Here is a 17,659-nt window from a genome sequence, read left to right as displayed (position 1 = left end):
TGCCGATAGGCGACGATGCGGTTAAAGCCTTGTCCGTTGACCGCAGTCAGGGCGCCGCCAGTTCCTCGGGCGCACCGAAGGCGTGAATCCGGTCGCCCGCTCGAATCGGTTCGCGCCCCGCCGGGAACGGGTGGAGGTCGCCGTCGCGTTCGATCACCAGGACGGTTCCCGGAACCCACTCGACGAACTCACCCTCGAGGTCGTCCCCGATCTCGACCGTTCGCGTCGAAATTGTCTCCGATGCACGCTGGATCCGTCGAACCAGTTCTCGTCCGTCGTCGGGCGCCGCAGCCCGGATCGCGAGCCGGTAGCGGTGCTCGTCCTCGAGATCCGCCGTCACACCGGCCTCGACGAGGACCGTCGCGGTCGGGCCGTCGACCCCGCACAGGACGCCCGTCGCGACGAGGTGACCGTCCTCGTCCCGGACCTCGAGCGGGTCGCCGTCGCTCGCCGCGGCGGGAACGTCGCTGTCGATTGCGACCGCCTCCATCCCCGGCGGAACCGTCGGACTTCGTCCCGGATGGAGACGACCGACGGCAAGCGACTCGATCGACCCGTGCGGTCCCATCTCGAGTACTGTTCGATCGACGTCGAAATCCGCCTCGAGTCGGTCGCGAAGTCGTCGCTCGAGCGCCGATTCCGAGAGGCCGCGAGGAACGATCAGTCGTCGACCAGCCAGCCGCCGTCTGGTCCCCTCGGCGACTGTTCGGTACCCCTCGAGGTCGCTGATCACGTTGGGAAGCGTCAGCGAGACGGCCACTCCCGCCGAGCGAACGAGTCCCGCCGCGATACTATCGCCCTCGACTCGCCGGACTTCGAACACCGCGCAGGCGAGGTGGTCGCCGACGGACCGACCGCCGGCGGTGGCGAGTAGGGTGCCCGCGAACACGCCGAGTAAGTAGCTGCTACTCGCGTACCCGGCCAGCGGTGCTGGCTCGACGAACGCACCGCGGACGACCGCCTGGACGAGGAGGACGGACGCCGGGACGGTCGAACCTGCGACGATAGCCACACCCGTCGACAGCGCCCGGCCCGTCGCCCAGCGAGTGACGAACGCGGCACCCATCGCCACGACGCCAGCCAGGGCAGCGAACCCGAGGACGGACAGCACCGCAGTGTGCGTCCACTGGGAGACCAGTGCGAGCGGCGCGCTCGAGGGGAGGACGTATGTCACTGGACCGCCTCCGCGAGAACCCCGGCCGGTGGGTTCGATTCGTTCCTACCGTACTGTCGAGACCGGTGATCGTCCGCATCGACCGCCGAGGACGCCGACGGGGAGAGCGCGTTCACCCGGCGTTCGTCGCCCACGACGAACGCCTCGTCGCCCGGTACGAGAGCCGAGTAGTCGGGCTCGAACTGCCACATCACACCGTCGTCGCCCTCGAGACGTGCCGCGAACGGCCTGACGTCGTTCGCGGCCTCGAGTTCGGCGAGCAAGTCGGCGTCGAGGGCCACCCGTCGAGCGCCCGTTCCCGCTCGCTCCAGGAGCGACCAGGTTTCGAACACCCGGGAGCGTCCGTCCGGGACGACGACGAGACGCGCCCGGTCTGTCGCGAGGACGTCACCGGCGTCGCTCGTCCGAACGGCAACCGTCACGCTGGCGACGCCATCGGACGCCGTCGCGCGCGTCGATTCGAGTCCTTCGTCGAGGCAGGGTACGTCGACGACCGTGCCGGGCACGGACGCCGATTCCGTCTCGACGCGCACCCGGTCGCCCGCTGCGAGTCCGTCCGGGACGCGGGCCGTGAGAGAGACGGCACGAAACCCCGGTCGAAGCCGATTCGAGACGCCGTTTCTGGGCGAAGCTGCACCGATGGACGCTCGGCCGCGAGCGTCGATCGAAACGCGAACGGCCGCCAGTTCGTGGACCGTCCGCAACCGGTCCTCGAGGCGCGACTCGAGCGCCGGAAGCGGCAGATCCGCCGGTAGTCGCCAGGAACCAGCCTCGAGTCGGCGGCGTCGCTGGCGGTCGAGCGGTGGGTAGCCCTCGAGGTCGGCGATGTCCGTCGCGGTGACGGTAACCTGCCCCGTTGCGTCGACGTCGTCGAGGGCGTCGCTCGAGAGCGTCGGTTCGCGGACGAGCGAGCGGGTCGTCCATCGCGGAACCGTCGCCGCGAATCGGTCGGCGACGGTCGTGGCGTAGACTCCCAGTACCACGACGACGGTCGTCGAGAGGACGAGTCTGAAACCGCCACCACCGACCGTCTCGAGGAGGTCCAGGTGCCAGGAGACGGCGAGCGTAGCGAGGAAAGCGGTTACGGCGATTACCGCTCGCGGGGGTGTGCCGTCGAACGCAAACCGGTAGCAAGCAGCGACCACCGTGAAGGCGGGGGTGACGGCGAGTCCGATCAACAGACCGTAGGCGAGACCCGCGAGGGCGTCGACTGGAAGCGACATAGCCGCCGTTTGCCGCGCCATCCGACTTATACTCTCGGCGGCCAGCAGGCGAACGTTTATATCGCAGAGCGAGCCCACAACGAGCCGTGACGTTCGTGATCGGACGCGGCGACGGCAACCACGGTGACGGCAACCACGGCGACGATGGCGACAATGGCGACAATAGCGACGACGATACTGGCAGCCGGCCGACCGCGAACTTCGGCACGTACCGCGCCCGCGACGGGAGCGCCGGCGCGGCACTCTTCCTGGACCTCGACGGGCCGCACGCGGTGTCCATCGTCGGCAAACGCGGCTACGGCAAGTCCTATACGCTCGGGGTCGTCGCCGAGGAACTCGCCCGCGCTCGCGGCGTCTCGCCAGTGGTCGTCGACCCGATGGGCGTCTTCGGATCGCTCGCGGACCCCGCAGACGGTGCGCCCGTTCCGGCCACCGTCGTCGACCGGCCAACCGTCGATCCGTCGTCGCTGAACCCGAAATCCTGGTGTGCCCTCGTCGGCCTCTCGCCCGAAAGCGGCGCCGGCAGCCTCCTCTGGCGAGCGGCCCAGCGTGAGTCGACGCTCGAGGCGATGGCCGAGCGGATCGAAGCCGCGGACGCGCCGCGGGCCGACAAGCGGGCAGCGAGCAACCACCTCGAACTCGCCGACGCCTGGGGCGTCTTCGATCCAGATGGACTCACTGCCGCTGATCTGGCGGGACCGGACGCGACCGTTCTCGACGTCTCCGGGCTGGCCGACGCGCCGATGAACGCCGTGGCCAGGGGCGTCGCCGAGGCGCTCTACCGGGCCCGGGTCGACGGCGCGATCGATCGCTTGCCCTGGCTGCTGCTCGACGAGGCCCACACGTTCTTCGACGGCGTCGCCCGGCCCGCTCTCGAAACCATCCTCACACGCGGTCGAGCCCCCGGCGTCAGTCTCGTGGCGGCCACCCAGCGCCCGAGCGCCGTTCCTGCCGTGGGCATCTCCCAGTCCGACATCGTCGTCTCCCATCGACTGACGGCGAGGGCCGACCTCGAGGCGCTCGAGACGGCCCGGCCGGCGTACGTGAGCGGACCGCTGGCCGATCGGCTACCCGAGCGACCGGGAGAGGTCGTCGTGATTGACGACGCGACGGAGACGATACACGTCGCACAGGTTCGTCGTCGGGAGACGCCCCACGGCGGGGACAGTCCTCGCGCGAGCGATATAGTACAAATTTTATAGTATTCAACTACACCGTTTATATTATTGACGGTGAGTCGTTTCGAGGCCAAGAGTTTAAGTACGATACCCGGACCAACGGCGGCATGACCGACACCGAGCGACTCGAGCGACGACTGGCCGGTGTGGAACGGGTGTTGCTCGAGGACGAACGGCCGTTCGACGACATCGCCGAAGTCGCCGCACTCGACGAGGACGTCACGCAGTTCGAAGCCCGACTCGAGGCCCACGACCGGCGGATCGCCGAGGTCGAGGGCTCGATGCAAGCGACGAGCGGGTTCGTCGACAACGTCCGCCACGTCAACGACGACGTCGAACGACGGGCGAACGCCGCACTGGCGGCCGTCGACCGGCTCGAACGGCGACTGGACGAGTTCGAGACGCGCCTCGAGGCGTCGCCGCCGGAACTTGACCAGCCAGTCGAGGGGCGTGTTTCCGTTAGCGCGGCGCCCGCGGGCGAAAGAGGAAGTGGACCCGAGGAACGAACGGGCGTTCCCGATTCCCGCGGCGCTCCTCGGTCGACCAACGCGAGCGAAACGGGTGACGGACTCAGCGACCCGTCGGCGGCCGACCGAACCGTCGCGGCGATATTCGAGGGCGACGGTACTGATGTGGAATCGACCACGCAGGCAGACGGGACGGTTGACAGGGGGGACGAGTACGGAGGCGGACGCGAACGCGAAGACGAAAACGGAAACGGAAACGGAGGCGAGCAGGACGGCAACTCGAGTTCGAAGCCGTCGACCGTTCTCGAGCGCCTCGCAGCCCGACTCCCGTGATCCGCGTCGTCCTGGCCGCGTTGCTCGCCGTCGCCCTGCTGGCGATGGCAGTGCCCGCGCTCGAGCACGCAGCCGCCGAGAACACCGACCGACACGCCAGGGCTGCGCTGACCGATCTCGCCGAGGCAGCGAATTCGCTCGCACGCGAGGAAGAAGTCCCGCCACCAGGACACCCGCCACCGCAACGAACAGTCACGGTCGCGCTTCCGCCGGACGCGGCGACGGCACATCCGTTGTCGGCGTTCGAAATCGAGCGACTGGACCGGGACTCGAGCGTGGCCCGGTACCGATTCGAGGATCGGGCGATGCGGACACATGTCATCGACGTCCCGATCGTCGCCGACGCGGCTGACTCGAGTCGCCCGGTGAGACTCCAGGGGACCGGCGAGCGAACCCTTCGGCTGACGCTCGAGACCGACGACTGCGGACAGCCGGTCGTCGTCGCCACCCGTGTGTGAGTTTAAGTCGGAAGGCGCGGCAACCGCCGGTATGACACGGGACGGGTCGGTACTCGAGACCGCGCTCGAGGCAGTCGGTTTCGGTTCGGCCGGTGAATCCAACGAAACGGCGACCGGGGGCTGTCGGTGCTCGCCCGCGTTCGACGGCGACACGCTCACCGCCGACGCCACCGACTGCGACTGCGACGGCAGACTCGCGAGTTCCCCCGCGTGTCGGCGTACGGTGATCGAGCACCTCGAGACGCGAGCGGCCGCCTCGGTGGTCGTCCACTCCGGCGGGAACGTCTATCGGTACGGATCGGCGGTTTCGGCGTTGCTGTCGGGAGCCGGTCGATTCGCTCGAGCCGCCGATGCGCGAGACCACCGCCTCGCCGAAACCGCGCGAACGGATCCGCTGGCTGTCACGGACGAGCTCCGAACCCGCACTGGACCGGTCGCCGAACTCGGCGTGAGTTCCGGATTGCTCGAGTCGGCACGGAACGTCGACACGTACGAAGGCGGGTTCGCTCCGTCGGTGGGCGTCTCGTTCGGCCACTACGCCGTCGACCCGACGCTCGGCGACGGGTGCCGGCTACGGGACGTCCGATCTCTCGAGACCGGAAGCGAGGCGCGAATCTACGAGCGAGCCGACAGCGTTCCCCTGTACGCCCTCGAAGTGGTCGAAACGACCCTCTCCGCCCCAGCAATGGCCCTCCTCGTCGAGAGCTACAAGGCCATCGCCGAGGGGACCGTCGACGGTGACCGCGCTCCCGAGCGCGCGATCGAGCGGTGTTCTGCGGGCGCCGCCGATCCGCTCCTGGTGTCGATTCTCGAGAAGCACACCGCCGGCTACGGCGTGCTCGAGGACCTGTTCGCGGATTCCCGGATCAGCGACGTGTACGTCACGTCACCGGTCGAGGAGAACCCCCTGCGGATCGTCTGTGATGGGGAGGCCATGGCGACGAACCTCTCGCTCGTGCCAGCGGGGGCTGCGGCCCTCGCCTCGCGCGTTCGGCGCACGAGCGGACGGGCCTTCTCGAGGGCGAACCCGACAGTCGACGCCACCGTCGACCTCGAGAACGGCGTTGGCGTCCGCATCGCCGGCGTGAACGAACCGGTGTCCCGGGGCGTCGCGTTCGCGTTCCGCGAGCGGGCCGACGATCGGTTCACCGTTCCGGGACTCGTCGAGAACGGGACCGTGACCCCGGAGGTGGCGGCGTTTCTCTCGGTCGCCGTCGAACGCAACGCGGCGGCGTTGATCGCTGGCACTCGAGGCGCGGGGAAGACGACGCTGCTGGGAACGTTGCTGTACGAACTGACCCCCGACACGCGGACGGTCGTGATCGAGGACACGCCCGAACTGCCGGTTCGGTCCCTCCAGTCGGTCGACCGGGACGTCCAGGCGCTTCGAACGGGCCGGGGAGACGGACCCGAGATCACCCCCGCGGCGGCGCTCCGGACCGCGCTTCGTCTCGGCGACGGGGCGCTCGTCGTCGGCGAGATTCGCGGCGAGGAGGCCCGCGTGCTGTACGAGGCGATGCGCGTCGGGGCGAACGCGAACGCCGTACTCGGGACTATCCACGGTGACGGCGCGGCGGACGTCTACGAGCGCGTCGTCTCCGACCTCGGCGTCGAGCCCTCCTCGTTCGGCGCGACGGATCTGGTCGTCACAGTCCAGGCCTACCGGACGCCGTCGGGGAAACGTCGTCGCCTCGCCCGCATCGAAGAGGTCGTCGGTTCCGGGATGGAGGCGCGGTTCGAACCGCTCTACGAACTCGACGGCGAGCAGGCGCGAGCGACCGGCCGCATCGACCGCGGCGAGAGCCACCTCGTCGACCGACTCGCCGGACCGACCGAAACCTACGCCGACGTCCGGGCGGCGATCGACGAGCGAACGCGACGGCTGCGAACGCTCGCCGCCGAAGGACGGACGACTCCCGCGGACGTCACGGCCGCGTACGCGACGGACCGACTGCACGCACGCCGCTCGAGGCCGTAGCGATGGGGCGACTCGACGCACTTGTCGTCGCGCTCGCGCGGTGGTATCCGTACCCCGTCACCTACGGCGACGACCTGGCTGACGCGCTGTCGTTTCTCGAGTCACCGCACAGTCCGGAGACCGTCGTTCGGGCGGGCTACGTCGCTGGCGTGGTCACCGCCTGCGTTCTCCTCGCGTTGTTCCTCACGCCGCTCCGCACGTTCGCGGTCCCGGTCGTGATACTCGCTGCGGCGCTGAGCGTTGTCCACGGGGTGCACACGGCGCCGGCCGTTCGCGCCGCCATCGCGCGGACGGAGGCGCTCGGGGGGACACCGTCGCTGATCGGTCGAGCCGTCCTTCGCATGCAGATCCAACCCTCTGTCGAGAGCGCCGTTCGCTTCGCCGCCGACACCGGACGCGGGCCGCTCTCGGTCAGCCTGTCGAGACACGTCGCTCGAGCCAGCGGGCATCCCCGGTCGGGACTGCTGACGTTCGCCGAGGAGTGGACGACGCGGTTTCCGGCGCTTCGACGGTCGGCGTACCTGCTCGCGACGGCCCAGGACGCGCCCGATGGCGAGCGCGGACGGACCCTCGACCGGGCACTCACCGCCATCCTGACCGGAACGCGCGAGCAGATGGCCGAGTTCACGAGCGCGATCCGTGGCCCGACGACCGCGCTGTACGCGTTCGGCGTCTTGCTCCCGCTGGCGCTGGTCGCGCTCGTCCCCGCCGCGGCCATCGTCGGCTACGCCGTGACCATCTGGCCGTTCGTCGCGGTCTACAACTTGTTGCTCCCCGTCGGCCTCCTCGCGGCGAGCGTCTGGTTGCTCACGCGACGGCCGGTCGCGTTCCCGCCGCCGACGGTGCCGCCCGACCACCCGGGCGTCCCGGATCGGCTGTGGCTTCGAGTCACCTGGGGCGTCGCCGCCGGGACGGTGGCGTTCGTCGCCACTTCCCTGTTCGGTCCGTCGTATCTCGCCCCGATAGCCGGACTCGGCGTCGGCGGCGGCGTCACACTCCTCGCGCTCTTCCACCCGATCCTGGCCGTCCGAAACCACGTCCGCGACGTCGAAGCGCACCTCGTGGACGCCCTCTACCTCGTCGGTCGACAGGTGTCGGACGGCCACGCCGTGGAGTCCGCGGTTGCGCTCGCCGCCGACCGGGTTCCGGCCGAAACCGGTGACGTGTTCGAGCGTGCGGCGGGCGTCCAGCATCGGTTACAGGTCTCGGTCGAGGAGTCATTTCTCGGCGAGTACGGCGCTCTCCGAGCGATTCCCAGCCCTCGAGCCCGGAGCATGGCGCGCCTGCTCGCCATCGCCGCCGAGGAAGGTCGCCCCGCCGGACGTGCGGTCGTCGCGATGGCCGACCACCTCGAGGAACTCCAGGAACTCGAGCGGGAGACCCGTCGCCAGCTGGCGGCGGTGACGGGCACCCTCGAGAACACGGCCTCGTTCTTCGGACCGCTGGTCGCCGGGTCGACGGTCGCGCTGGCCGGATTGATGGCCGAGCACGTCCTCGAGGGCGACGACCTGGCCGAGTCGATGCTGGCAGTCGAGGACCTGGGCGTCGTCATCGGCGTCTACGTCCTGACGCTCTGTCTCGTGTTGACGCCGCTGTCGCTGGCGCTCCGCCACGGTCTCGACCGGGCGCTGATCGGGTACTACGCGGGCCGATCGCTCGTGATCGCCACGCCGGTGTACGTCGCGACGGTCTGGCTGGTTGGAACGGTGATTCACTGATCCAGTGTCTCGAGCGAATGCTTCGAACGGGCGACTCGAGCAGACGTCTCGAGAAACGGGTGCCTCGAGCGAGTGACTCGGCGGATGGCTCGAAGAACACGCGCCCGTCGCAGCCGTGAATGCGTTTACATACGAAGAGGGAACGAACGCCGGCATGGACTGGGATGCACCCCTCGACGCCTGGTACGTCTGGATGGCCGTCGCACTCGTGAGCTTCGCGATCGCCGGCGTGGCACTCGCCGTTCCGACCGGGCCGGCGCCGGACGCGAACGGCGTGGCGAACGCGATCGATCAAGTCGCCGCGAGTCCCTACCAGGCGAGCGGTTCGTACGCCCACGACGGCGACGAGGTTCGAGTGACCGCGCGAACGATCGCGTTGCGAAACCAGCACGGAACGAGCCACGCGACGGTGTCGTTCGGCACGGTGGTTCCCGCGAGCGGCGTCCGAAGTCTCGAGAACGTCACCTACGGGACGGCGTACGAAGCCGAGTACGGTTCGCCGTACGTCCCGCCCGAGTACCGCTTCCTCGAAGCCGTCGACGTTGCCGCCAGCGCGCCGCCGGAGTGGCGGCCAACGACCGGGGACGTGGTCGTGAGACGAGTCACGCTGGACTCGCGGCTGCTCGAGATTCTCGATCGGGTCTCGGTCGGTCCGATCGACGGGCCTGAGACGGTGACCTCGGAGTGGCGGGGGGTTCGGTACGATGACTCCAGCGGGGAGTTCTACGTCGTGCTGGTGGCTGCGTGAGCCGCCCTCGAGGCGCCCGTGGTTCCACCGGTGGCCCCGACCGTCGTCCGCACATTCAAGACCCATGACGCGGCCAACCCCGGCATGACGATCGTTGCGATCGCCGGCGTGAAGGGTGGCTGTGGAAAGACGACGACGACCCTCGGGCTAGCCGAGGCGGTGGGGCGGACGGGGGCGACCGCCCTCGCCGTCGACGCCGACAGGCAGCTTCCGAACCTGCACGTGATGGCGGGAACCGATCGAACGCCGACGCTCGAGGCCGTCTGTGCCGACGAGGAGGACCCAGGTGGGGATGCAGATGCGAGGCCAGATGTGGGTGTGGGTGTGGATGGAGACGCGAGTGCAGCCCCATTCGCCGTCGCCCAGCGAAGCCCGCGCGCGGGAAACGTCGGCATCGTCTCGGCACCGCCAACGGACGCGGCCGTCGACCTCGAGGTAGCGATCGGCCGCCTGGACGGCGACGGGTCGGGAACGGTGTTCGTCGACTGTCCGTCGGGGGCCGGCCCCGAACTGGTCGATCCGCTGTCGGCGGCCGACGGCGTCGTCGTAGTGACGACGGGGACCGAGCGAAGCGTCGTCGCGGCGGAGACGACCGTCGACGTCGCTCGCCGACTCGACGTCCCGATCCTGGGCGTCGTCTGCACCCGGTGTGACGCCGTTCCGTCGGGGCTCGAGGCCCGTCTCGGCGTCGAAGCGCTCGGAGCGGTTCCCGAGGTGGAAGAGCCCTCACCGCTGACGGTGGACGCGGCTACCGACGCCTTCGACCACGTCGTCGAGCGACTCGAGCGGTCCGGTCTGGCCACGTTCGGAAACGCCGACCGTGGTCGATTACCGATCGGCGTCGACGCGGTCGACCGTGCGCTCGGCGGTGGCGTTCCGGCCGGATCGATCGTGACGTTGACGGCACCGCCCGCGAGTCAGGTCGAACACCTCCTCTACGGGGTTACGGCCGTTCGCGGCACGCTGTACCTCGCAACCGATCGCTCGAAGGCACAACTCGAGCGGGCGATCCAGGCGGCGCCTCGTCGGACCGGAACGCCGACGATTCGATCACTCGCGGGCGAGCGCGTCGAAGTCGAGGACGACCTGGACCGGGTCCTCGAGTTGCTGGAGAAACTACCGGAGGGGGCGACGGTGATCGTCGACGTCGTGGACGCCCTCGAGCGGGCGGGTCGACGGTCCTACCGCGAGTTCCTCTCGTCGGTTTTCGAACGAGTGGTCGAGACAGAGAGCGTGGTCGTCCTGTACGGTCTGCGTGACGGCCACGAGCCACGGAACCGGCGGCTGACGGTACAGGTATCAGACGTGGTGCTCGAGGTCCCGTCGCCGAATCGTGGTGGTGCCGTAGGAAGCGATCCGCGGCTACGGGTCAGCAAGTGTCGCTTCGGGCGTACGATCCCCGAATCCACCACCGGTAAACGGGGGTCGCTCGAGGAGCTGACGGCGGCTGGAAACGAGGGTGAGCCCCTCGAGTCCGACTGAATTGGGGACGGGTGACCCGGTAGCTCGAGCGGTGCCGGTGTCGTCGGTCGAGTCCAGTCGGTATCGGCGAGTCCAGGCGGTGCTGGTCGGGTGCAAACGGTATGTATCGGTACAAGCGGTGTCCTCGGTCGGAGTGCAGAATCAGGCTTCCCGCTCGAGCACCTCGACGCCGGCCAGCGTGTCACCCGTGAGCGCCCGAACGTAGGCGCCGCCGGCGATGGAGACGTGCGAGAAGTCGGCCTCGTCGAGCCCGTACATTTCGATGGCCCGTGAAGTGTCGCCGCCGCCGACGACCGAGAAGCAGTCGGTTTCGGCGATGGCACGGAGGACCTCGACGGTGCCGTCCGCGAAGCGCTCGTCCTCGAAGACGCCCAGTGCACCCTTCACGAAGACCGCCTCGGAGTCCCGGACGAGGTCGGCGTACGCGTCGGCGGTGTCGCTGCCAACGTCGAGGTAAGAGGTGTCCTTCTCGAGACCTTCGACGTCGGTTTCCGCGCGGTCGCCGTCGTCGCCCTCGTAGGCGAGGTCCGTCGCGAGAGTCAGGCGGTCGCCGTAGGTCTCGAGGATGCGCTCGATGGTGTCGGCCTGATCGTCCCACTGGTGGTCGAAGAACTCGGTGCCGTCGACGTCGTAGCCCACGTCGTGGTCCGCGGCCCGGAGGAAGAGCTCACCGACGATTCCGCCTAGGCAGAAGCGGTCGACCGTCTCGTCGACCTGCTCGATGACCGGGATGAGGTCCTCGGCCTTGGTGCCACCGAGCACCATAGTGACGGGACCGTCGAACTCGCGGTCCTGGATGGCGGAGTTGGCGGTGTACTCGGCGTCCATCACCGGCCCCGCGTAGGCGTCCATCACGAGCGGGAAGCCGACGAGGGAGGCGTGGGCGCGGTGGGCCGCCGAGTAGGCGTCGTTGACGTAGGCGTCGAAGTGCGGGGCGAGGGTTCGTACGAACTCGCTCTCGGCGTGTTCCTCGGGCTCCTTCTCGGGGAGTTCGTCCTCGCACATGCGGACGTTCTCGAGCACCAGGACGTCGTCGGCCTCGAGGTCGTCGATGGCCTCGAGCGCCACCTCGCCGTAGGTGTCAGCGACGAACTCGACGGGTCGGTCGAGGTGGTCGGCGAGGATCTCGGCGTGGCTTTCGAGCGAGATGAACGTGTCCCGACCGGGTCGGCCCTGGTGAGCCATGACGGCGACGGCGTGACCGTGCTCGAGCAACGCGCGAATCGAGTCGGCGTGGCGAGCGAACCGGCGATTGTCCTGGGCGCGGCCGTCCTCGACGGGCGCGTTGAGGTCGACGCGGACGAGCAGTCGCTGGCCGGACTCGAGATCGTCGATGGTGTCGAACATATCCGTACGCGCGTCGCGCGATCGCTTAAAAGGGACGGATGTGTCAGGTGTTTCGTCCGGTCCGTCGCGAACGACAACTCGAGCGTGACTACTGCGTCGGGGCTTCCGCCTCGGCTTCGTCCTCGGCGATCACGTACGTCGCGAGGTCGAGCATGCGGTTCGAGAAGCCGTGTTCGTTGTCGTACCACGTGAGGATCTTCACGAGGCCGTCCTCGAGCACCATCGCGGACTCGAGGTCGACGTACGACGAGAAGGGAAGGCCGACGATGTCCCGGGAGACGATCTCCTCGTCGGTGTAGCCGAGTACGCCGGCGAGCTCGCCGTCGGCGGCCTCGCGGATTGCGGCCTCGAGGTCGTCTTTCGTGACGTCGGCCTCGAGGTCGACCGTCAGATCGGTGATTGAGCCGTTGGGGACGGGGACGCGCATGGCCATGCCGTCGAGTTTCCCCTTGAGTTCGGGGAGGACTTCGGTGGTGGCGATGGCGGCGCCGGTCGTCGTGGGGATGATGTTCTCGGCGGCGGCGCGACCGCGGCGGCGCTTCGATTCGGGACCGTCGACGAGCGACTGGGTGCCGGTGTAGGCATGGACCGTGGTGAGCAGTCCCGAGGCGATGCCGAACTCCTCGTCGAGCACCTTGGCGACGGGGGCGACGCTGTTCGTGGTACAGGAGGCGTTCGAGAGGATGTCCTCGCCCTCGTACTCGTCGTGGTTGACGCCGTAAACGAACATCGAGACGTCCTTCTCGCCCTTCGGCGGCGCGGAGATGATGACCTTGTCGGCGCCGGCCTCGAGGTGCATGGCAGCGTCGTCGTGGGAGCGAAACAGGCCGGTCGCCTCGAAGGCGACGTCGACGTCGAACTCCGCCCACGGCAACTCGGAAGGGTCGCGCTCGTTGAGCAGGCGGATTTCCTGGCCGCCGACGAACAGGGTGTCACCGTCGCGCTCGACGTCGTCGAGGCGGCCGTGGACGGAGTCGTACCGGAGCAGGTACTCCATGTCGTCGTTGTCCATCACGTCGTTGATCGCGACGATCTCGATCCCGTCGTACTCGAGGGACGCGCGCAAGACGTTCCGGCCGATGCGACCGAATCCGTTGAGGCCGACGCGAACGACGCCCTCCGTGGAAGTGTCTTCGGCGAATGAATGTTCACTCATATCTGAGTACTAAGCTGTCCAGGGTTAAAGTAGTTGCCCTGGCTCTGGACAGCGTCCGACGTACCCTGGATCCGATACTAACAGGCAGACCGTAATTAACACTAGAGATGTTCGAACGGTCTGTCGAACGAGACTGACGTACTGAGGTCGATATAGGACCCACTAAACCCCGTTTATGAAAAAATTAAAAGATATGTGTTCGGCCGTGTGCCCCATTACCAACCCGATGCAGTCTGCCGATTATCCTCCAGAGTACTCAATTACGAGTTAACATCTATCAGTCTGTCCGAAACAATTATACCCGTCGCCGGTGGAGTGGACCTCGTATGCTCCGCGTCGGAATCAACGGATATGGAACCATCGGGAAACGCGTCGCGGACGCCGTCTCGGCGCAACCCGACATGGAACTCTGTGGCGTCGCCAAGGTCAGCCCGGACTACGTCGCCATCGGCGCCGTCGAGGCCGGCTACCCCCTCTACGTGGTCGACGAAACGCGGATCGAGGAGTTCCGCGAGATCGGCGTCGACGTCGCCGGCACGGTCGACGAACTCGTCGCGGAAAGCGACGTCGTCGTCGACGCAACGCCCTCCGGGATCGGTGCCGAAAACCGCTCGCTCTACGAGCGCCACGACACGCCCGCGATCTTCCAGGGCGGCGAAGACGCCACCGTCGCCGAAGTGAGCTTCAACGCCCGCGTGAACTACGACGAGGCCGAAGACGCCGACTACGTCCGCGTTGTCTCCTGTAACACGACCGGACTCTCCCGGCTCGTCGCCCCGCTCGAGGAGGCCTACGGCATCGAGAAGGTACGGGCAACGCTTGTTCGACGCGGCGGCGACCCCAACCAGACCGGACGCGGCCCGATCAACGACGCCGTCCCCGACCCCGTCTCTATCCCCTCCCACCACGGTCCCGACGTGCAGACGCTCTTCCCCAAACTCGACATCGACACCATCGGCCTGAAGGTGCCGACGACAATGATGCACGTTCACGCCATCAACGTCACCCTCGAGAACCCGCCTGCGAGCGAAGACGACGTACGCGACCTGCTCGCAGCGCAAGAGCGAACCATCATGGTCCCCGAGTACGCCCGCATCGACGGCGCCGGGACGCTCAAGGACATGGCGGCCGACGCCGGTCGACCCCGCGGCGACATCTGGGAGAACTGCATCTGGGAGGAGTCGGTCACGCTCCAGGGCCCGGACCTCTACTGCATGCAGGCGATCCACCAGGAGTCCGACGTCGTCCCCGAGAACGTCGACGCCCTGCGTGCAATCTCCGGTCACCTTTCGGGTCCCGAAAGCCGGTCGCTGACGAACGAGACGCTCGGCATCGGCTTCGGAGGCCTCCGCGACCGACCGGTGAAGCGACTCGATACGCAGACGGCCGACGACTGACGGCTGAACCGACGACTGATGATCAACGACTGACCGCTGGCGAGACTACCAACCACGTTCCATCCTCCACCACTCCGTTTCACACCGAGTCGCCAGCGCCAGCAAAGTCGCCCTCACTCGAGCACGTCGATCCCGTTCTCAGGATCTCGCCTCGAGGAATACCTTTTTGCACCTGCCACTTCTAGAGTTCCTCATGCGCCGAGACGACCGCGACGAACCCTTTGACGACCTCTTTCGGGAGATTGAACGGATGATGAACGACATGATGGCCGGCGGTGACGTCGGCTTCGAGTCACGGACGGACACCGACGCTGGCTTCGGCGCCGACACCCACGTCGACGTCCACGACACCGAGGAGGAAGTCCGCGTCATCGCCGACCTCCCAGGCGTCGAAAAGGGGAACATCGAACTCGAGTGCGACGGCAAGACGCTCACGATCTCCGCCCGGAGCGATCACCGCGAGTACGACGAACGCGTCTCCCTTCCTCGCCGGGTCAACGAACACACCGCCTCCGCGACCTACAACAACGGGGTGCTCGAGGTCGTCTTCGAGCCCGCCGAGCAGTCCTCGGACATCAGCCTCGAGTAGCGGTATCGAAAGCGGTCTCGGTACACAGTCGGTTTTTTCCTCGCCTCTGTGCGATCAGTGTCCTCCAGTTCCTTGACTCCTACCAGCAGTCACCGACGGTTACCGACGATTATCAGCGGCCACCAGCGGCCGCCAGCGGTCACCACAGCCACCGGCACCCGTCGAGGACGATCACACAGACACGCAACGACCGTCTGGCTGTTGGCTGCAACTGTAAACAGTTATCCGACTGCGCGCGCAACCCACCCACAAGATGGCCAAGGACGTCAAACCCACCCGGAAGGAGTTGATGCAGATCGAGGATCGCATCGACCTCTCCGAGCGCGGGCACGGGACGCTCGAGAAGAAACGCGACGGGCTGATCATGGAGTTCATGGACATCCTGGACCAGGCCCAGGACGTCCGGGGCGAACTCTCGGAGGACTACGAGCGCGCCCAGAAGACGATCAACATGGCGCGTGCGATGGAAGGCGACGTCGCCGTTCGCGGCGCGGCCGCCGCCCTGCAGGAACACCCCGAGATCACGACCGAGTCGAAGAACATCATGGGCGTCGTCGTCCCCCAGATCGAGTCCTCGAAGGTCACGAAGAGTCTCGACCAGCGTGGCTACGGGATCATGGGCACCTCCGCGCGCATCGACGAGGCCGCCGAAGCCTACGAGGACCTCCTCCAGAGCATCATCCTCGCCGCCGAGGTCGAGACGGCGATGAAGAAGATGCTGCGGGAGATCGAGACCACCAAACGGCGCGTCAACGCCCTCGAGTTCAAACTCCTGCCCGACCTCTACGAGAACAAGGAGTACATCGAGCAGAAACTCGAGGAGCAAGAACGCGAGGAGATTTTCCGGCTCAAGAAGATCAAGGAGAAGAAAGAGGCAGAGGAAGACGAAGAGAAGGAACTCGTCGGTACTCCGCGTGACGCCGAGGAACACGAACCCGCGACCGCGAGCGGCGTTCCCGGAACCAACTGACTCGGTATCGTCCCGAAGACCGTCGACACGCATTTATCTCGATGAACTGCTCCTGTGACGTCGACCCGATTGCCTTCGCGGTTTCGTCCTCGCTTCGAGCCTACGCTCCCGAGGAGGCTGACGCGGCGGCAATCTGTCCGCACTGCCTTCGCGTCGAACCCGCCACCTCCGGGGCGGGCGATCCCGACTTCTCGCGCGTGAGTGTTTCATTTCCGTCAGGTGACGCAGGAATCGCACTGGCGCTCGCGATCGGACTCTGTGACTCGCTGGCGACGAACCGCACGAAACTCGAGGGCGCCCTCGAGGCGGTCGAGCGCCACGGGGCCGACCCACTGCTGGCCATCGATCGGGTGCTCGCCGAGCCGTCGGTCGAGCCAGCGGTCGACCTCGAGCGCCGGCGCCATCAACTCGAACAGCTACTCTACTGATTGAGCGATCGGCGCTGTGAGCCACGGGGCTCAGGGACTACAGGGGTTGAGGCTATAATGGCTACAGGGCTACTCGAGCGACGCCACTCGGTTCTGTAACTCACGCGCAGTCTACTCCGGCGGCTGCAGCGCTGTCGCCGCAGAGCGAATCTGTCGAAACACCTCGCGCCCCCACTCGTAGGCCGCCCGCGAGTCGTTCTCGATAACTCCCTGGACGTTGCCCTCATTCGTGAGAGTGACGAACGTGTACGTCTTCGCCGGCAGCTCGAGGACCGCCAGTCCGTACGGAATCTCCTCGACCGTCGCCGCTTCGAACGCATCCACCTCGAGGAAGCGCTCGAGGGCATCAGTGGAGGTCTCGAGGAGAAACGATATGAGGTCGTCCGTCAAAACGACCTCGACCGCGAGGTCGCCGTCGGCCGTTTGCTCGGCGATGATGCGACGGAACTGTGGCGTGCGTTCGGTGGCGCCGAGTGCCCAGACCCGGTCCGCGTCTCGCATGCAGTCGGCGATCCGTTCGACTGGCGCGTTCGGCGCGTGCGAACTGGGTTCGTGGAGCGTCGCCCCCTCCAGAACCGCCATCGACAGCGGCGCGTCGGGCGGGGCGAACTGCAGGACGTGACTGGCCGCCGTGATGGATTCGAGGGCTCGCTGGCTCCGCCGGTACTCCTCGAGGGCGAGTCGACCCGCAGTGGTCAACCGTACCGACCCGTCGCGACGCTCGAGGAAGTAGGAGGTCTCGAGTTCGCGGATGGCGCGGTCGAGCGTCGACGACGAGCAGTCGACGGCGTCGAGGAGGTCGCCTTTCACCCGCGGCCCCGTCTCGAGCGCTGCCAGCAGTGAGTGACGGCGGGACACCATCTCGAGCGGGTCGGCGGGCGACGGTGCGGTCATCGTTCGTCATCGACTCCTCTACTCGCGGTAAAAAGTCTCTCGGTCGTTCACGACGTGCGATTCACGACTCGAGCCTTGCACCTCGTGATTCGAAACTCGTGATTCGTCGTTCCAACTGG

Annotated in this window: 16 protein-coding genes; 11 read left to right on the top strand and 5 right to left on the bottom strand. The window is 67.4% G+C overall.

Annotation, left to right across the window (positions count from 1 at the left end; translation table 11 throughout):
- Positions 1–46 precede the first annotated feature (46 nt).
- Positions 47–1,174 carry a DUF8167 domain-containing protein gene (locus J1N60_RS05965; protein ID WP_312911488.1) on the bottom strand — a complete coding sequence of 376 codons (1,128 nt, stop codon included), beginning with the start codon at positions 1,172–1,174 and terminating at the stop codon, positions 47–49.
- Positions 1,171–2,397 carry a DUF8167 domain-containing protein gene (locus J1N60_RS05960; RefSeq protein ID WP_312911486.1) on the bottom strand — a complete coding sequence of 409 codons (1,227 nt, stop codon included), beginning with the start codon at positions 2,395–2,397 and terminating at the stop codon, positions 1,171–1,173. Before J1N60_RS05960 ends, J1N60_RS05965 begins: the two co-directional genes overlap by 4 nt.
- Positions 2,398–2,483: 86 nt before the next feature.
- On the opposite strand from J1N60_RS05960, the gene J1N60_RS05955 reads away from it, so the two are divergent.
- The 7 genes from J1N60_RS05955 (at position 2,484) to J1N60_RS05925 (ending at position 10,759) form a co-directional block, all read left to right on the top strand.
- A complete protein-coding gene (locus tag J1N60_RS05955) occupies positions 2,484–3,599 on the top strand; it encodes an ATP-binding protein (RefSeq protein WP_312911484.1) in 1,116 nt (371 codons plus the stop codon).
- Between the two features lie 83 nt (positions 3,600–3,682).
- The gene (locus J1N60_RS05950) at positions 3,683–4,375 is read left to right on the top strand and encodes a DUF7310 family coiled-coil domain-containing protein (RefSeq protein WP_312911482.1); all 693 of its coding nucleotides are present in this window, start codon (positions 3,683–3,685) and stop codon (positions 4,373–4,375) included.
- On the top strand, positions 4,372–4,833 hold the full coding sequence (locus J1N60_RS05945; protein WP_312911480.1) for a DUF7311 family protein: 462 nt from the start codon (positions 4,372–4,374) through the stop codon (positions 4,831–4,833). Before J1N60_RS05950 ends, J1N60_RS05945 begins: the two co-directional genes overlap by 4 nt.
- Before the next feature lie 31 nt (positions 4,834–4,864).
- Positions 4,865–6,811: an ATPase, T2SS/T4P/T4SS family gene (locus tag J1N60_RS05940; RefSeq protein WP_312911478.1), complete on the top strand. Its 1,947-nt coding sequence runs from the start codon at positions 4,865–4,867 to the stop codon at positions 6,809–6,811.
- Between the two features lie 2 nt (positions 6,812–6,813).
- Positions 6,814–8,529: a secretion system protein gene (locus tag J1N60_RS05935; protein ID WP_312911476.1), complete on the top strand. Its 1,716-nt coding sequence runs from the start codon at positions 6,814–6,816 to the stop codon at positions 8,527–8,529.
- Positions 8,530–8,683: 154 nt separating this feature from the next.
- Positions 8,684–9,277 carry a DUF7283 family protein gene (locus tag J1N60_RS05930; RefSeq protein WP_312911474.1) on the top strand — a complete coding sequence of 198 codons (594 nt, stop codon included), beginning with the start codon at positions 8,684–8,686 and terminating at the stop codon, positions 9,275–9,277.
- 84 nt (positions 9,278–9,361) lie between these two features.
- Positions 9,362–10,759, top strand: coding sequence for a DUF7125 family protein (locus J1N60_RS05925; RefSeq protein WP_312911472.1), 1,398 nt, complete (start codon positions 9,362–9,364; stop codon positions 10,757–10,759).
- A gap of 141 nt (positions 10,760–10,900) precedes the next feature.
- Here J1N60_RS05925 and J1N60_RS05920 read toward each other — a convergent pair whose 3' ends face one another.
- Positions 10,901–12,106, bottom strand: a complete 1,206-nt coding sequence (locus J1N60_RS05920) for a phosphoglycerate kinase (protein ID WP_312911470.1) — start codon at positions 12,104–12,106, stop codon at positions 10,901–10,903.
- 88 nt (positions 12,107–12,194) lie between these two features.
- Complete coding sequence (gene gap / locus J1N60_RS05915; protein WP_312911468.1) at positions 12,195–13,262, bottom strand: type I glyceraldehyde-3-phosphate dehydrogenase; 1,068 nt, start codon at positions 13,260–13,262, stop codon at positions 12,195–12,197.
- A gap of 326 nt (positions 13,263–13,588) precedes the next feature.
- Here gap and J1N60_RS05910 point away from each other — a divergent pair, with 326 nt between their 5' ends.
- The 4 genes from J1N60_RS05910 (at position 13,589) to J1N60_RS05895 (ending at position 16,646) form a co-directional block, all read left to right on the top strand.
- Entirely contained in the window at positions 13,589–14,659 is a 1,071-nt protein-coding gene (locus J1N60_RS05910; protein ID WP_312911466.1) for a type II glyceraldehyde-3-phosphate dehydrogenase, read from the top strand.
- A gap of 193 nt (positions 14,660–14,852) precedes the next feature.
- On the top strand, positions 14,853–15,248 hold the full coding sequence (locus J1N60_RS05905; protein ID WP_312911464.1) for an Hsp20/alpha crystallin family protein: 396 nt from the start codon (positions 14,853–14,855) through the stop codon (positions 15,246–15,248).
- A gap of 253 nt (positions 15,249–15,501) precedes the next feature.
- A complete protein-coding gene (locus J1N60_RS05900; protein WP_312911462.1) occupies positions 15,502–16,218 on the top strand; it encodes a V-type ATP synthase subunit D in 717 nt (238 codons plus the stop codon).
- 41 nt (positions 16,219–16,259) lie between these two features.
- Positions 16,260–16,646: a DUF6276 family protein gene (locus J1N60_RS05895; protein WP_312911460.1), complete on the top strand. Its 387-nt coding sequence runs from the start codon at positions 16,260–16,262 to the stop codon at positions 16,644–16,646.
- Between the two features lie 111 nt (positions 16,647–16,757).
- Here the strand turns inward: J1N60_RS05895 and J1N60_RS05890 are convergent, their stop codons facing one another.
- Positions 16,758–17,540 (bottom strand): helix-turn-helix transcriptional regulator, encoded by a 783-nt coding sequence (locus J1N60_RS05890; RefSeq protein WP_312911458.1) that lies wholly within the window; start codon positions 17,538–17,540, stop codon positions 16,758–16,760.
- Positions 17,541–17,659 lie beyond the last annotated feature (119 nt).

The organism is Natronosalvus caseinilyticus (assembly GCF_017357105.1).
GTDB classification, from domain to species: domain Archaea; phylum Halobacteriota; class Halobacteria; order Halobacteriales; family Natrialbaceae; genus Natronosalvus; species Natronosalvus caseinilyticus.
The sequence above is the reverse complement of the archived record's forward strand: the minus strand, read 5'-3'. Positions and strand labels throughout refer to the sequence as shown.

Bases quoted from the DNA above. Each gene is read 5' to 3' on its own strand.
- J1N60_RS05960 (WP_312911486.1), bottom strand. From the start codon at position 2,397: ATGTCGCTTCCAGTCGACGCCCTCGCGGGTCTCGCCTACGGTCTGTTG.
- J1N60_RS05950 (WP_312911482.1), top strand. From the start codon at position 3,683: ATGACCGACACCGAGCGACTCGAGCGACGACTGGCCGGTGTGGAACGG.
- J1N60_RS05940 (WP_312911478.1), top strand. From the start codon at position 4,865: ATGACACGGGACGGGTCGGTACTCGAGACCGCGCTCGAGGCAGTCGGT.
- J1N60_RS05935 (WP_312911476.1), top strand. From the start codon at position 6,814: ATGGGGCGACTCGACGCACTTGTCGTCGCGCTCGCGCGGTGGTATCCG.
- J1N60_RS05930 (WP_312911474.1), top strand. From the start codon at position 8,684: ATGGACTGGGATGCACCCCTCGACGCCTGGTACGTCTGGATGGCCGTC.
- J1N60_RS05925 (WP_312911472.1), top strand. From the start codon at position 9,362: ATGACGATCGTTGCGATCGCCGGCGTGAAGGGTGGCTGTGGAAAGACG.
- J1N60_RS05920 (WP_312911470.1), bottom strand. From the start codon at position 12,106: ATGTTCGACACCATCGACGATCTCGAGTCCGGCCAGCGACTGCTCGTC.
- gap (WP_312911468.1), bottom strand. From the start codon at position 13,262: ATGAGTGAACATTCATTCGCCGAAGACACTTCCACGGAGGGCGTCGTT.
- J1N60_RS05910 (WP_312911466.1), top strand. From the start codon at position 13,589: ATGCTCCGCGTCGGAATCAACGGATATGGAACCATCGGGAAACGCGTC.
- J1N60_RS05905 (WP_312911464.1), top strand. From the start codon at position 14,853: ATGCGCCGAGACGACCGCGACGAACCCTTTGACGACCTCTTTCGGGAG.
- J1N60_RS05900 (WP_312911462.1), top strand. From the start codon at position 15,502: ATGGCCAAGGACGTCAAACCCACCCGGAAGGAGTTGATGCAGATCGAG.
- J1N60_RS05895 (WP_312911460.1), top strand. From the start codon at position 16,260: ATGAACTGCTCCTGTGACGTCGACCCGATTGCCTTCGCGGTTTCGTCC.
- J1N60_RS05890 (WP_312911458.1), bottom strand. From the start codon at position 17,540: ATGACCGCACCGTCGCCCGCCGACCCGCTCGAGATGGTGTCCCGCCGT.